The sequence below is a fragment of the Ruegeria sp. CDSB113 genome, assembly GCF_059611045.1.
Genome location: NZ_JBXWOU010000001.1, coordinates 78,520 through 91,883, shown reverse-complemented (window position 1 = coordinate 91,883; position 13,364 = coordinate 78,520). Strand labels below are relative to the sequence as shown.

The window sequence follows — 13,364 nt, the reverse complement described above, 5'->3', positions numbered from 1 at the left end:
GCCTACCCGTCTTCCGGGGGGTAAATCGCGACGCCTGTTAGCGTCTGGTTCACATGGATCGAGTTGAATTGCTCGCCATAGGTCGAAAACCCTACGACATGGTTCTCAGCAAGCAGGCGCGAAATCTCGCCCGTCTTTTGCTTTTCCTGTGCTTCCAGTCGACGCAAGATGCAATCGCAGCCCAGGATCGTGTCCGGACGGGTGGTTTGTGTCAGCGCAGCGATTTCTTCCTCGAGATGCGAAACCATGTCGCGAGGTTCGGCCAGCGTCAGCACCAGCCCCTCATCAATCGCGGAAAAGAACACAAGGTCACCATTGCCCGCGACGCGCTGAATGGCCCGCACATGATGCTGGCCGCCGATCTGCACAACCAGCGGGTGGGCCGCAAAAGTAAAGGTCGTCAGCTGTTCAGGGTCTTTTCCAAGTAGACGGGCATATTCGCGCGCGGCTGGCTCGGCGTTGATTTCCTGCACGATACGGTTTGCCGGATCGGCCTTGGTGACAACCATACGCCGCGCCGTTGGCACTAGGTGATCCGTCTTGAACACTTTGATCGGGCAGCGCGTGCGAACCTGCGTCAGGATCGCCGCGTTCTGCATGGCCTGACCGTCCATCAACACATACGTCGCGCCGAAACGGGTTCCGTCCCCTGCGGACCCGCCGAACAGGGGTACCGGCCCCAGTCCAACGGCGAGTTCCGACGTCAGCGCATCCTCTTTCGTCGACAGCCCGTCGATCATCAAAAAGGAAAACTCGTGTTTCCAATCCGGTGCGGACGCCGCCATTTCGTTACGGTTGCGGATCATCTGGTCAATGATGTCCTGCGCCGAGAAATTCCCAAGTTCGGGCACCAACAGAGTGCGAACCTCGAAATGCGAAGACGGTAATCCGATGGCGACAATCTGATCTTCGCCATAGCCGCAATCTGCAAGCTCGCCCGCTGTGGTGCATCCGATTACAGGCGTTGGTGCAAAGGCATCGACTGCCGCGGAAATAACCGCCGCCGCATCCGCGCCGGAGCTCACGAACAGAATAACCAAGGACAAAAGATCATCGCCCAACGATCCGGCGAGTTTTTCAATCGCCTGATCCGTGTCGCGATGTACAAAGCCCGTTTTGACGATACCTGGCGCACGGGCAGCAGCTGTCGCCCACCCGACTGCTTGGTTCATCCTGCCCTCCTCCCTGAAGCGCAACGTTTTCATATGATATGGCGCGAGGGCTTATTCTTGCAAGACGCTGGCAAGAGAAGCCTTCTTGGCAAGCAGAACGGCCTGCGTACGACTTTGCACGCCGAGTTTACGCATGATTGCAGTTACATGCGCCTTGACCGTGGTTTCGGCAATGGACAGATCAAACGCAATCTGCTTGTTCAGTTTGCCTTCACAGATAAGCTGCAGAATGCGCGATTGCTGATTGGTCAAAGTGGCAAGCCGATTGGCGGCGTCGCTGTGTTCGGTATCCGCATCGTCGTCAATCAGTGCAAAACCGTCTGGCACGAAGACGTCCCCGGAATGAACTGTCTCGAAAGCTGTACGAAACACGTCTCGCTGGCTGTGCTTGGGGACATAACCTGAGGCACCCGCACGGATCACCTGACTGATCACACGGTTCTCTGAAATCGACGACACCACGATGACCGGTGCATCGGTGGCCGCTTTGACACGCACCAAACCTTCAAGCCCGTCCACATCCGGCAGGTTGAGGTCCAGTATGACCGCATCTGGTCGCAACCCACCGGCAATCAGAGCAATCGCGTTTTCCAATCGATCTGCGGTGTGGATTTCACCGATACGAGTGACACTTTGCAGCGTCATCGACAAAGCATCACAAAACAGTGGATGGTCATCGACGATCAGGACCTTGTCAAAATCAATCTGTCCGGCGGTTTTTGCAAACATGAAACTTGGCCTTTGCAATCTGGTTGTCCCAACCCTAGCAACCGGCGGGTGCCGCGCCTACTGGCGAAACGTCGTATACTTGGAACCCATGCTTGGCTATGCCTCGGGGCTTTGGGGCAAAATCGATTGACGTAAGATCGCTGTCACTTTGGCTCCGATCTGGGGGGCTTCACTTTCTCTTGGGCCAGCGATGTTCAATATCGTATTAGGTCTCGCAATGACCCATTGCTTTACTTGGTGCGCACACGCCTCAAGCCCCTGCCCTAGATCAACGATCTGGTAAGGTTTTCCGATCTCTTGCGCAAAATCGATGGTCAACTGCGTTCCCGGACTGGTCGATCCATCCACAAAAACCAGCAAAGCGTCGCAGGACAAAACGTTCAGCTTTGTGCGTTCGGAGACATCCGCGGACTGTGTCTCATTGAAACCAGAGAAGCGATCCGGAATGCGGCCCGCCTCATTCAAGCGGCCTTTCGGAACCCAGCCGCCATAGGGAATGTCGTTTTCCAAAGCGAACTGGAAAGCCGCCATATCAACGCCTGTTTGTCCGCCGGTTATGATTTTCACAAGACGCCCCTACCCTAAATCAGCGCCTTGCTAGCCCAACAGACCGATTTCATGCCCGTCAATGATAATCGCCAGATCCCAGTATTTTCTGATTTCTTCCTCGGCGGCCTGGGCTGCAGCGGCCTCTTCGGGCACGCGTTCGACCCGAAAGCCGAACCGTTCAAGACCGCAATAATCAACGCGGCTGAGAATGACGGGAAAAACCTCCCGCTCCATCGCGGCGGCGGCCAACAGCCTTGCGATACGATATGGGGTTTCTGGCGGTTCATGCACCCGCACGCCGATATGCACCGGGCCGCCGGGCTCCCGGTCCCACAGCATGAGCGAGGGGGCCAGCCGCATACTCGGAAAGATAACCTTGCCAAGCGGCTTGGTGTCACGATCCTCATTGATCAGATCGTCTAGCGGCTCGGGTCGATTTGGTGAGGCTCTGCTGAGGATTTCGAACCATAGATCGCTGGTCATATCCGCGCCCCCAATTCGGTTAGCAATTCGGCGGCCTTGACTGCTCCCGTTTTGGGCAGCTCAAAACCATTCAATGCAGATCGGTAAAATTCGGCTCCGTCGCGATCCAGCCAATCTGCCACTGTGCGCTCGAGCGTCATGAATTCGCGTTCGGTGATGGCGGCGCACAAGTCACGGTCGGCCATAGCTGTGGCGCGCCGTTCCTGATCGTCCAGATAGGGTGCTGACTGCGGAATAAATATCGCCGGAATGCGATGGTACAGCATCTCAAGGACCGAGTTGTACCCGGCGGCAGATATGACCACGTCCGCGGCAAGACAAAGCTTGGTCGCCTCTAACGTCTGAACCACGCGGGTGTTTTTCCAACCGAATGTGGCAGGCTGAACCGTGCTTCCGGGCCACGTTACAACCAGGTGCAGGCAATCATCGCGCGCCTCAATCATGCCCGAGATCGCCTGCAATTGCGCAGACCTGTCCGAGGCAACGCCGCCCCCCAGCATGCTGACAACCAGCTGCTTGAAGTCGCGCCCGAAACGTTCCGCCAGCCGGGCCCTGAGCTGTTCTTTTTCCGCGGCGGACTGTTCCACCTGACGCACGATTGGCCCGACATAATGGACATGGTCACCATAACTGTAGGCGTCGTTCAGCTCGTCAAATGCCTCGGAAGGCACGATGACACGGTCAAACACGCTTTCGCGGCGCAGCATAGTCTGCCTTGACCGGCCTTCAGGCCACAACCCGCGCCGGATCCAAGCCGCCGACAACTTGCGTTCACGGATCACCCGGTAGACGGAGTCAAACACATAGCCGCCGTCAAAAACCAGCGTGTCGTTTTCTTGAAGCACCGCACCAAGACGCCGATAGGTCAGCACGTCATTGCCATCAGAATTGGTCTTTGTATCGGTGCGCTGAACCAGCGGGATACAGTCGATACCTTCACGGCGAACAAGCGGAACGCAGCTGGGAAAGGCCGCGAACATTTTTGTCATGGTGTCCGGCATTTCACGGGCAATGATGCTGCACCGCTGCGCGTGGCCCAGCCCCACGCCGTTCGTCGGGAAAAACAGAGTTTTGGGCTTGTCCTGTTCTGTCGGACGCTTTTTCGGCGTCAGACCTGCAGCCGTTTCCAGGCGCGAAATGTCAACTGTATGCAACCATTGAGATTTCGAGGCCTGTTCCACAATTTGCGACACGTTCCCAATCACATTGCCGATCAGATACCCATCCAACGCGAACGGAGTCTTGGGCCCAAGCAAAGCTGGTGCACCAGAGGACATCAGAACCTCATCGTCGGTACAGTCAATGGCAACGCCGCCTGCTGCGATCAACTCGACCGCAAAAGCGGCCATGCGAACCCCGGCGATTCCGTGGCCGAACATCGCCAGAACATCCGTCGAATTTGCCAAGGTCAGCGGTGACAGCCCGGTATACAAATAGGTCGGCAAATCGTGAAACGGCGACGCCTTGATCGCCTCATTCTGCGCGCCGCTAACGATGAGTTTCAGGTTATAGCCACCCTGGCTGCTCATCCGGGAAAAGCAAGACAGTGTCTCGGGGTTGTCCAGTTCCATCGAACCCAACACAAGGGTCACGTTCGGCACCACCCTTTTAGACCGCCGCGATACGGGCCGAATATCCGCCACCAAAGGGCTAGAGGTCGATGGCAACACCGGGCGTGGTTGAAAATCTGTCAGGTCAATCACCTGGGCTTCACGCCCAAGCGCATAGGCCAGCCGGGCTTTGGCCGCGATGTAACTTTGCTGGGTCATAAAGCGGCCCGTCGCAACAACCGGGACACTCGGGTCGAGCTGTTTGTTGCGCAACGACGCAAGAAGAAAATCGTCGATCTCTTCGGCACCCAGTACGAATACGGTCTGCGCCTTGTTCTCGCCCGGGTCGACGAGGAACTTGGCTGACTCGAAAATCCTGCCACGCCCTGCATCCTCGGGCAGATAATCGGCATCAATGCACACATTGAAGCCACGTGCGGCAAGCTGCTCGGCAAAGATCAACTGCGTGTCAAACGACCGCAATGAGCGTGTGCCGACTTCGACATAGATCATCTATTCACCTCGCTGTCGGCGGATAAAACCCCCGACAGCATCGCCTTGAATTTCCCTGCAGAGTAGTTCTGCAGCGCCGATTGCGATCTGACTACCTGATCATGATACTTCTGCGGCTGGGCGATCAGGTCTGCAATGATTGTGTCCACCTGAGATGGCTGGCAGGTCAAGACGGCATTTCCGAACGTGGCACCAGTATCGGGGTTGGTTAGAACAACTTTACCTGCGGCAACCGCCTCGGCTACCACGCGACCAAAGCTTTCCTGCCAGGTCGGCGCCGTGAAATATACAAAAAAGTCAATCATTCCAAAGAACTCTTGCACAGTTATGGCATCAAAGGGAAGCAAGGTCCAATGCGCGCGAAGAACACGGGCATTCAACAAAGCATCCGCCCCAAGAATTACATTGCACTGAGAATGGCTTGGAAAACAGCTGTCCAAATCGGCAATAACCGGGAACTTCTCGAATCCGGGTCGTGAATGACGCCCACGGCGGTCCTGTGGCGTTTCACACGGGGCGCTCATCTCGGTCTCGCAAATGTTGAACCAGTCAGAGCCCAAAACGTCCCATTGCCGCGCCACGCGAGACGTTGCCAACCAGTCAACGACACCGTTTCGGTTATACGGTGATATCGGTGCGAGTGTCTTCTTAAGCGAAATTGTCGAGGCTTCGATCTGGCCTAGACAGTTTGAAACATCAAACCCCTCTGCCCCGCCCGGACGCAGAAAGTTCTCATGCGTAATCACATACAATTCTCGCGCAATGATCTTCGTGCCAAGCGTGTCCTGAAATTTTAGAAAAGACGGATTGTGCAAAAAGACGAAATCCGCTGTGATCCGGGGTGCATCCCAAATGATCGGAATGTTCAACTCGTCCAGCATCCGCCGCAAAACCGGCGAGACATGCTGGTTGGTACCAAATGTTTTGGATGTGATCGCATGGACGACGACCTGCCCAAATTCGGCGGCCACAGGCAATTCAGCGGCTACAGCCGCAGAAGTCCCGCCAGAAAATCGCGGCTCTATAACATAGGCGATCGTAGGTGCGTTCGATCGCCCAATGGCAAGCATTTCCGACATCCGGCTCAGTGTTGCAACGAGGCGGAAAATGCGTTGTCGCCCGAGCGGTTCTCGCCATCGGCTGGAGCACTAGAGGCATAGCTGAAATCCAGATCACCAACCGACGCGACCTCGTGAAAGCTCCGCAACTCCAGCGAAAGCTCATCCTCGCCGCTCAAAAGCTGGGGGTTTTTGTCGAGGTAGGAATACAGCGCCTGAATGTCATTGGTGGACAGCATTTGGTCGATGACCAGCAGATGCTCAAGCGTAATCTCGGCACGCGCGTTTTGGGTCGTCGATAAGAATAGCAGAGCAGTTACGATGCCGATAAGTCGTCTATCCGTCATTTTGGATACCCCGTCGGAAATAATTAACAGTACACAAAATTGAATCAGTCCTTTTCAGTATAGCTTAAAAATACAGTTATTGGGTCGTCGCTTTCTTAAGTTTGCTCAAGACCTGACTTTTCAGGCGATTGACGCGGTTCGGGGCTGGGGCTCTGGCTGTGGAACGTGTAGTCGTCCGCTTGATCGCGGCGACGCCCGAGCCTTCTCCCGCCAACCATAACTCGATGATCCCATTAGGAGTTTTGACGTTGGCCCCTGTGAAATCCCTCAGCAATGCACCCGAGTCTTTGGCGAGGGCTGCCGCTCTTTCCTCGTCCTGCTTATGATAGAATCGAACGTTTGATTGAGTGATCCCAAACCCCACGCGCGCCTGTCCGCTAAGCTCATGCCCCGTCGACGTCAGGTTGGTCACAACAGAATCAACAACGCTTTGCGGCACGTTGGTTGGCGCATAGATTCGGAAGGCCGTCGCAGAATTTGCTGGTGCTGGCTCTGGTTCAGATGGGGTGATTGCCTCATCCGGCAAAGCTGTGCGTTCGATAGGCTTTGATGGCGCTGATGCCTCTTGCAGCAGGGGCGCCAAAGACACTACGGCATCCAACGGAAGTGGTGTTCGAGGCGACTCTGGCGTTTCCAGCGAACCAAGCGTCGGCGAAAGGGTTGGTGCTTGCAAAGCGGGCGATACTTCGGAAAGGCTTGGTGTTACCAGTCGGGCGGGTGCATCAGGTAGTTTCGGCGCAACAAGCAGAGCCGCCAGTTCTACAGGCTCCGGCTGCGGCACGGATGGCAGCGGTTGCGGGATCGAAGAGGCAAGCCCAGTGTCCTCTTGCTGCACGGCAAGGTCCGATGCACCCGTGTTCGACGAGGTCGCGCCGGGCTCAACCAGCACACGCGCTTCCGGTGGTTCTTCGATTTCAAGCGAGGCTACGGCTTCCGGCAGGGAAAGGTCCGAACCATTTGTTTCGCCTGTCTGGGTGCCCAGGTCAGGCTGATAGGCACGCGCGTGCTCGGGTACAGTCTGGTGGACATCCAGTGGCACCTGCGATGCCGCATTCTCCAATGCGCCGGGCGGGATCGGAACTACGGGTGGGCGCATTGCCGTTACGGTTACTGTCGCGGTGACGGTTACGGCTTCAAGGAACTCTTCGGGTTCTGCCGCCGACACAGTCGTTTCAAGCAAAGCGACAGAAGTGCTGAAAATCTCGGGCGTGGATTGAAAGCGGACGAAACCCAGGTTCACCTCTTCCCGAGGTCGATAACTTAGCGGGGTTATCGGCAGTGGCGGCTGGACAAGGGTCGGCACGAAGGACCGGACGTTGGGGGCCAAGCCTGACACTTCTGGTTCGATACCGCCCGACGGCCTGGACGCCTCGGGTAGGGGCAATGACAGTGACGCCAAGTCCTCTGACGCGCCTGTGTCACCGTTGGGCGAAATCGTTTCAGCTGACGTATCGAACACGGTCGTAGAGCTTACAACCAGCTCTTCCGCGTCGCGTGTTACTTCAGAGGACGACTCCGGGCGTTGGGCCAGTTCTGCGTCCTGTTGCGTGATCGCGCTTGTCGCCAAAGCTTCCTGGCTCGCCAGGCCCACATTTTCGTTTGGACCGGGCGCGCTCAATCCAGACAGGATCAGAAAAACCGAAGACGAGGCAACCACGCCGATGCCGCATCCTGCCGCCATCATACCCAACCGCATCTTGCGACGAGACCGTTTCTGGTCCTCTATCCTTTCCAGAAGGTTCTTGCGCAATCGATCCGCAACTTCACCCTCGGACAGCTTTAGGCTTGGCTCTGGGTTGATCAGATCCTCTGGTATATTGTCGGAATGCATGCCCGGAACGGGCGCGCCATTGGGCGGAGCGGCGCTTACTTCGCCCCGTTCATCGCTTGGGACGTTTTCGGTCGCGCGGCTGTCATTGTTGACGGTTTGGGCACCAGAAACCCCCGCGGCGGCACTTTGAACCGACTCACCGGTCTGGCGCGATTTGGTTGCTTGGGCCGGCTTACCTGCGGTTCCTGGCTGCCCCGATGCCACATTCGGCGCGTTTGCTGGCTTCACACCAGCGGTTGAGTGCGTGGTTTTCTTACCGCTAGGCTCAGACGGCCGCGCAACGCCTCCGTTTGCCTTGCCTGCCGAGGGATTGCTTTCTTGCTGTTTGCGAGCGTTATCAAGCACCTCCTGCCATTCAGGAGATTGCACAAAATCATAAATACCCGACACTTTATTAGCGTCTTTTTTGGCAACTTCAGGGCGAGCTTTTGGATCGCTGGCCTTTGTCATCAATACCCCCGAACTGGCCGCCGGAACACGCTCTTCGCTGTCGCAACTCGGGCAAACCAAATACACTCGTGAACATTAAAAAATTCAAAAAAATGTACGAAGCAGTATAAAAAATTGACCGCTGGAAGACAAGTAATCCGGTGTTCGTCGAGCAACTATTGCCGTTTTCGCAAGGGCAGATTGCGCCGTCGTTCGCCCCTTCTGTGCCCTGGCACCATCTGCGTCGGCTCAGCGAATTCAGTAAAATGGGGTTCGTCAAATCACTGATGATCAAGCTGATCAGGGTCGTTTCCGCAGATCGCAAACTTGCCGCCGAACGCTCACAGGGACACGGGCGCGCGGCACCACGCTGCACCGTTCAGCACACCGTTTCAATCAGCCCTTCGGAATTTGGCTGAAACAGTTTCACTATCTCAGACCTCTAAATCCAGAACCAGAATTCCGTCGATGCCGCCCACGGTGTTTTCGACCAACTGTGCGCCCAGCGCTTTGTGCCTCTCGTTGTTTTGATAGCTGCCCAATGCGGCCCAATCGTCGAAATCAATCACAAACCCATGCTTGTAACCGCGTTCGATCTGTTCAGGGCTTTCACTGCGGCCACCGGTAAACCCGCCTGCACCCGGCAGGGCATCGGTCAAGTCCGACAGGCCCCTGTAAATCTTCCCGATGGTCTCTTCTGTTACGTCGGACCGGAATTTTGTCAGAACGATATGGCGGATCATAGTCACGTACCTTGATCATAAGTGTAGGAGCGCAAGCGTCCGAAGAATTCGAGCGTCACCATAACTAAGGCGTTTGCAACCACAATGTACCTAAGACTTCGAGCCTGCCCTAGATCGCCAAATACTCCTCGCGCAGGCCGGTGTCTTGAAGCACCTCATTCGCCGTCCCATCAAATACGATCGTGCCGGTGTCCAGAATGATCGCGCGATCGGCTAACTCCAATGCTCGGACTGCGTTCTGTTCGACGATGATCGTGGTCATGCCCTGTTGCTTGACGTGAGCTAGCGTTTTTTCAATCTCGTCGACAATGACCGGGGCCAGACCTTCGTAAGGCTCATCCAGAAGCAGGACCTTGATATCCCGGGCAAGGGCTCTGGCGATTGACAGCATTTGTTGTTCGCCACCCGATAACGTAATCCCCTCTTGTTTCCTGCGTTCGCCCAAACGCGGGAACAGTTCATACAACCGCTCCAGGGACCATCCGACCGGCGGCGCAATCTGGGCAAGCTGCAGGTTTTCCTCGACCGTCAGGCCGGGAATGATACGTCTGTCTTCCGGTACAAGACCAAGACCAACAGACGCCGCTTCGTAGCTTGTCATATTGTGTAGTGGCTGGTGGTCCAACCAGATTTCACCGTGCCTTACTTCGGGATCGCCTACCCGCGCAATCGACCGGAGTGTCGAGGTTTTGCCAGCGCCGTTCCGTCCAAGCAGAGCCAGAATCTCACCTTCGTGCACATTAAAGCTGACGCCCTGCACGATATAGCTTTCCCCGTAGTATGAATGCATGTCCCATACAGACAGGAACGCAGGCGCGGTGCTTGCCCTATTGGCGTTTTTCGAAAAGTCGGGTTTCTCGTTCATAGCTTGTCCTTACGCCGCCTCGCCCAGATAGGCTTCACGAACCTTGGGATGTCCACGGATTTTTTCAGGAGTATCTTCGACCAGCGGCGTCCCTTGCGCCAGAACTGTGATGCGTTCCGCAAGGCTGAAGACCACATGCATGTCATGCTCGATAATGGCGATGGTTATGTCGCGCTCATCCTTGATCTGTTTTAGCAAATCGATGGTGTTGTTGGTGTCCGCCCGCGCCATGCCTGCCGTAGGTTCGTCCAGCAACAACAGCCGCGGATTTTGACTGAGGCACATGCCAATCTCAAGTCGCCGCTTGTCGCCCCGAGACAGCGACGCCGCGTGCATTTCGCGTTTGTCGGCCATGTTCATCTCTTCCAGCATGACTTCGGCCTGTTCGACGACCTCACGTTCGCGAGCGATGGTCTCATAGGCATGCATCCGGAACGCGCCATCCCGCATCGCGAAGATCGGGATCAGCATATTCTCCATCACCGTCAGCTCGCCAAAGATCTCAGGCGTTTGGAACACGCGGCTGATGCCCATCTGGTTAATCTGGAACGGCTCCAGCCCCAGAACCGAGTTGTTGTTGAACAACACCGATCCGGTGTCCGGCATCAGCTTGCCCACCAGACAGTTCAGCAGCGTCGACTTGCCCGCGCCATTGGGGCCGATGATCGCGTGAACCGAGTTCTCTTCGATATTGAGGTTCACATCTGTCAGCGCCTTGAGGCCACCGAAGCGTTTGCTGACGTCTTTGACTCTTAGAATTGCCATTTCTCGCCCCTTATTCCGCCGGTTCTGTTTTGCCCGACGGCGCATCGTCGGTGTCTTTTTTCTTGCGCTTGAAGCGCTTGAGCAAACGTTGCCCACCTTCAACAAGACCACCCGGCAGATAGATGACAACCAGCATGAACAGGATGCCCAGCGTCAGATGCCAGCCTTTGCCGATGAACGGATGGATCACGAACACCACGGCGTCCTCCAACCCGTCAGGCAGGAATGCGAACCAACTATGCAGGACGTTGTCGTTGATCTTCGAGAAGATGTTCTCGAAATACTTGATGAAGCCTGCGCCCAGAACCGGGCCGATCAACGTGCCCGTACCACCGAGGATCGTCATCAGAACCACCTCGCCCGAGGCGGTCCACTGCATGCGTTCGGCACCGGCCAGCGGGTCCATGGCGGCCATCAAACCACCGGCCAGACCGGCATACATGCCCGAGATCACAAAGGCCGCGAGCGTATATGGTTTGGAGTTCAAACCCGTATAGTTCATCCGCTGCTGGTTCGATTTTACTGCCCGCAGCATCATGCCAAAGGGCGACCGGAAGATACGGATAGACAGATAAAACACGACCATCATTATGATTGCGCACAAGTAGTAACCCGCGTTGAAGTCAAAGCTCCACGCGCCCACATCCATCGTGTACGTCGCGCGCATTGGCAATCCAAACAGATGCGGTAAATCCGGCGCGTTAGCACCCTGCAGGATCTGCGGATCGTCCGCATAAACCTGCAGGCCGGTTTCCCCGTTCGTCAGGTTAAACTTGGGGTTTGACAGTACCGAGTAGGCCAGCGCAAAGCTCATTTGTGCGAAGGCCAGCGTCAGGATCGAGAAATAGATCCCCGACCGCCGTAGGCTGATGAACCCGATAAGTAGTGAGAACAGGCCCGCGATGACGACACTCAGCGCGATGGCCGGAATGACGTTGTAGCTGAGCAGTTTGAACATCCAAACGGCCGAGTATGAACCCACGCCCAGAAAGGCCGCGTGACCGAAGGACAAGTACCCGGTCAGGCCAAACAGAATGTTGAACCCGATGGCGAAGATCCCGAAAATCACGAACCTCTGCATCAAATCCGGGTAACCCGCGTTGAACTGCGCCATGGCGCTGCCCTCTGGAAACGGGTTCAGGATGAAAGGCGCCAGCAAGGTCAGGAGTGCGACGACGATCAGCAGGCTGGTGTCTTTTTTATTCAGTCCCAACATTGATTATTCCTCCATCACGCCCTTGCGCCCCATCAGCCCGCGCGGACGCGTCAGCAGCACGATGATGGCGACAAGGTAGATGATGATCTGATTGATGCCCGGGATCGTTGTGGTGGCCCAGGTGGTCGAGGCAAAGCTTTCCAGAATGCCCAGCAAAAAACCTGCCAGAACGGCCCCCGGCAAAGACCCCATTCCGCCGACAACAACCACAACGAAGCTAAGGACCAGAAAGTCCATTCCCATGTGGTAGTTCGGCGGGTTGATCGGCCCGTACATCACACCGGCCAGTCCAGCGACTCCGGCAGCAATGCCAAACATAATGGTAAACCGGCGGTCAATATTGATGCCCAGCAGGCCCACCGTTTCCCGATCAGCCATTCCGGCGCGGACAACCATCCCGAAGGTGGTGAACTGCAGGAACGAAAACACTGCCCCGATGATGCCTACGGCAAAGCCAAAATAAACCAATCGCCAGATCGGGTAGATGATTGCATTGGGATCAAAACCAACCATGGTGCCCAGATCGACAGATCCGCTCAGCACATCAGGCGGAGGGGTCTGGATCGGGTTGGCGCCGAAGAAATACTTGACGATTTCCTGCAGAACGATCGCAAGGCCAAAGGTCACCAGGATCTGGTCTGCATGCGGGCGCTTGTAGAAATGTTTGATCAGCCCGCGTTCCATCACATAGCCAACCAGCAGCATGATCGGGATCGCAAACAGGATGGACAGCGGAACGGACCAGTCGATAATCGTTGCGCCGACTTCGGGGCCGAACCAGGCCTCGATAAAAGGGGTTTCGACCTTCAGCGGATTACCCAGAAAGTCTTTTTGGGTTTCATCCAGGGTCACGAAACTCAGGTTCAGCAGCTTTTGCAAAGTAACGGCGCAGAACGCGCCAATCATGAACAAAGCCCCGTGGGCAAAGTTCACGACGCCGAGCGTCCCGAAGATCAGAGTCAGACCCAGCGCGATCAGCGCATAAGCCGAGCCCTTGTCCAGACCGTTGAGTATTTGCAGTAGGATGGCGTCCATTGGGCCCACCTCAGGGTTGGTCAGTGTGGATTGAGTGGTTGGGACCAGGCCCACAGGCCTGGCCGTAAGACGTCTGACC

Annotated in this window: 14 protein-coding genes; 1 reads left to right on the top strand and 13 read right to left on the bottom strand. The window is 56.2% G+C overall.

All coding sequences use genetic code 11. The features are described from left to right. Positions 1 to 2 precede the first annotated feature (2 nt). The 8 genes from AC2FIS_RS00480 to AC2FIS_RS00445 all read right to left on the bottom strand — a co-directional run bounded on the left by AC2FIS_RS00480 (position 3) and on the right by AC2FIS_RS00445 (position 8,682). Entirely contained in the window at positions 3 to 1,172 is a 1,170-nt protein-coding gene (locus AC2FIS_RS00480; protein ID WP_496771579.1) for an FIST N-terminal domain-containing protein, read from the bottom strand. Between the two features lie 51 nt (positions 1,173 to 1,223). Further along, positions 1,224 to 1,901: a response regulator gene (locus tag AC2FIS_RS00475; protein ID WP_282150869.1), complete on the bottom strand. Its 678-nt coding sequence runs from the start codon at positions 1,899 to 1,901 to the stop codon at positions 1,224 to 1,226. 96 nt (positions 1,902 to 1,997) lie between these two features. Next, positions 1,998 to 2,468, bottom strand: a complete 471-nt coding sequence (locus tag AC2FIS_RS00470; protein WP_496771578.1) for a putative molybdenum carrier protein — start codon at positions 2,466 to 2,468, stop codon at positions 1,998 to 2,000. A gap of 30 nt (positions 2,469 to 2,498) precedes the next feature. Further along, a complete protein-coding gene (locus AC2FIS_RS00465) occupies positions 2,499 to 2,933 on the bottom strand; it encodes a hypothetical protein (RefSeq protein ID WP_496771577.1) in 435 nt (144 codons plus the stop codon). Beyond that, positions 2,930 to 4,996 (bottom strand): glycosyltransferase, encoded by a 2,067-nt coding sequence (locus tag AC2FIS_RS00460; protein WP_496771576.1) that lies wholly within the window; start codon positions 4,994 to 4,996, stop codon positions 2,930 to 2,932. Before AC2FIS_RS00460 ends, AC2FIS_RS00465 begins: the two co-directional genes overlap by 4 nt. Next, positions 4,993 to 6,075, bottom strand: a complete 1,083-nt coding sequence (locus AC2FIS_RS00455) for a glycosyltransferase (protein ID WP_496771575.1) — start codon at positions 6,073 to 6,075, stop codon at positions 4,993 to 4,995. The genes AC2FIS_RS00460 and AC2FIS_RS00455 overlap by 4 nt, the downstream gene beginning before the upstream one ends. 5 nt (positions 6,076 to 6,080) lie before the next feature. Next, entirely contained in the window at positions 6,081 to 6,401 is a 321-nt protein-coding gene (locus tag AC2FIS_RS00450; protein WP_058274764.1) for a hypothetical protein, read from the bottom strand. Between the two features lie 76 nt (positions 6,402 to 6,477). Further along, positions 6,478 to 8,682, bottom strand: a complete 2,205-nt coding sequence (locus AC2FIS_RS00445) for a hypothetical protein (RefSeq protein ID WP_496771574.1) — start codon at positions 8,680 to 8,682, stop codon at positions 6,478 to 6,480. 140 nt (positions 8,683 to 8,822) lie between these two features. Between AC2FIS_RS00445 and AC2FIS_RS00440 the strand changes: the two genes are divergently transcribed. Next, complete coding sequence (locus AC2FIS_RS00440; RefSeq protein ID WP_496771573.1) at positions 8,823 to 9,080, top strand: hypothetical protein; 258 nt, start codon at positions 8,823 to 8,825, stop codon at positions 9,078 to 9,080. Between the two features lie 15 nt (positions 9,081 to 9,095). On the opposite strand, the gene AC2FIS_RS00435 is transcribed toward AC2FIS_RS00440, so the two are convergent. The 5 genes from AC2FIS_RS00435 to AC2FIS_RS00415 form a co-directional block, all read right to left on the bottom strand. Further along, positions 9,096 to 9,404, bottom strand: coding sequence for a Dabb family protein (locus tag AC2FIS_RS00435; RefSeq protein ID WP_496719745.1), 309 nt, complete (start codon positions 9,402 to 9,404; stop codon positions 9,096 to 9,098). 109 nt (positions 9,405 to 9,513) lie between these two features. Further along, positions 9,514 to 10,269: an ABC transporter ATP-binding protein gene (locus AC2FIS_RS00430; RefSeq protein WP_058274761.1), complete on the bottom strand. Its 756-nt coding sequence runs from the start codon at positions 10,267 to 10,269 to the stop codon at positions 9,514 to 9,516. Between the two features lie 9 nt (positions 10,270 to 10,278). Next, positions 10,279 to 11,034 carry an ABC transporter ATP-binding protein gene (locus AC2FIS_RS00425; protein ID WP_058277369.1) on the bottom strand — a complete coding sequence of 252 codons (756 nt, stop codon included), beginning with the start codon at positions 11,032 to 11,034 and terminating at the stop codon, positions 10,279 to 10,281. 10 nt (positions 11,035 to 11,044) lie between these two features. After that, complete coding sequence (locus AC2FIS_RS00420; protein WP_496771572.1) at positions 11,045 to 12,250, bottom strand: branched-chain amino acid ABC transporter permease; 1,206 nt, start codon at positions 12,248 to 12,250, stop codon at positions 11,045 to 11,047. A gap of 3 nt (positions 12,251 to 12,253) precedes the next feature. Beyond that, entirely contained in the window at positions 12,254 to 13,285 is a 1,032-nt protein-coding gene (locus AC2FIS_RS00415) for a branched-chain amino acid ABC transporter permease (RefSeq protein WP_496719741.1), read from the bottom strand. Positions 13,286 to 13,364 lie beyond the last annotated feature (79 nt).

Excerpts from the sequence above, each read along its gene's own strand:
- AC2FIS_RS00480 (WP_496771579.1), bottom strand. The coding sequence starts at position 1,172 with ATGAACCAAGCAGTCGGGTGGGCGACAGCTGCTGCCCGTGCGCCAGGT.
- AC2FIS_RS00475 (WP_282150869.1), bottom strand. The coding sequence starts at position 1,901 with ATGTTTGCAAAAACCGCCGGACAGATTGATTTTGACAAGGTCCTGATC.
- AC2FIS_RS00465 (WP_496771577.1), bottom strand. The coding sequence starts at position 2,933 with ATGACCAGCGATCTATGGTTCGAAATCCTCAGCAGAGCCTCACCAAAT.
- AC2FIS_RS00460 (WP_496771576.1), bottom strand. The coding sequence starts at position 4,996 with ATGATCTATGTCGAAGTCGGCACACGCTCATTGCGGTCGTTTGACACG.
- AC2FIS_RS00455 (WP_496771575.1), bottom strand. The coding sequence starts at position 6,075 with ATGTCGGAAATGCTTGCCATTGGGCGATCGAACGCACCTACGATCGCC.
- AC2FIS_RS00450 (WP_058274764.1), bottom strand. The coding sequence starts at position 6,401 with ATGACGGATAGACGACTTATCGGCATCGTAACTGCTCTGCTATTCTTA.
- AC2FIS_RS00445 (WP_496771574.1), bottom strand. The coding sequence starts at position 8,682 with ATGACAAAGGCCAGCGATCCAAAAGCTCGCCCTGAAGTTGCCAAAAAA.
- AC2FIS_RS00435 (WP_496719745.1), bottom strand. The coding sequence starts at position 9,404 with ATGATCCGCCATATCGTTCTGACAAAATTCCGGTCCGACGTAACAGAA.
- AC2FIS_RS00430 (WP_058274761.1), bottom strand. The coding sequence starts at position 10,269 with ATGAACGAGAAACCCGACTTTTCGAAAAACGCCAATAGGGCAAGCACC.
- AC2FIS_RS00425 (WP_058277369.1), bottom strand. The coding sequence starts at position 11,034 with ATGGCAATTCTAAGAGTCAAAGACGTCAGCAAACGCTTCGGTGGCCTC.
- AC2FIS_RS00420 (WP_496771572.1), bottom strand. The coding sequence starts at position 12,250 with ATGTTGGGACTGAATAAAAAAGACACCAGCCTGCTGATCGTCGTCGCA.
- AC2FIS_RS00415 (WP_496719741.1), bottom strand. The coding sequence starts at position 13,285 with ATGGACGCCATCCTACTGCAAATACTCAACGGTCTGGACAAGGGCTCG.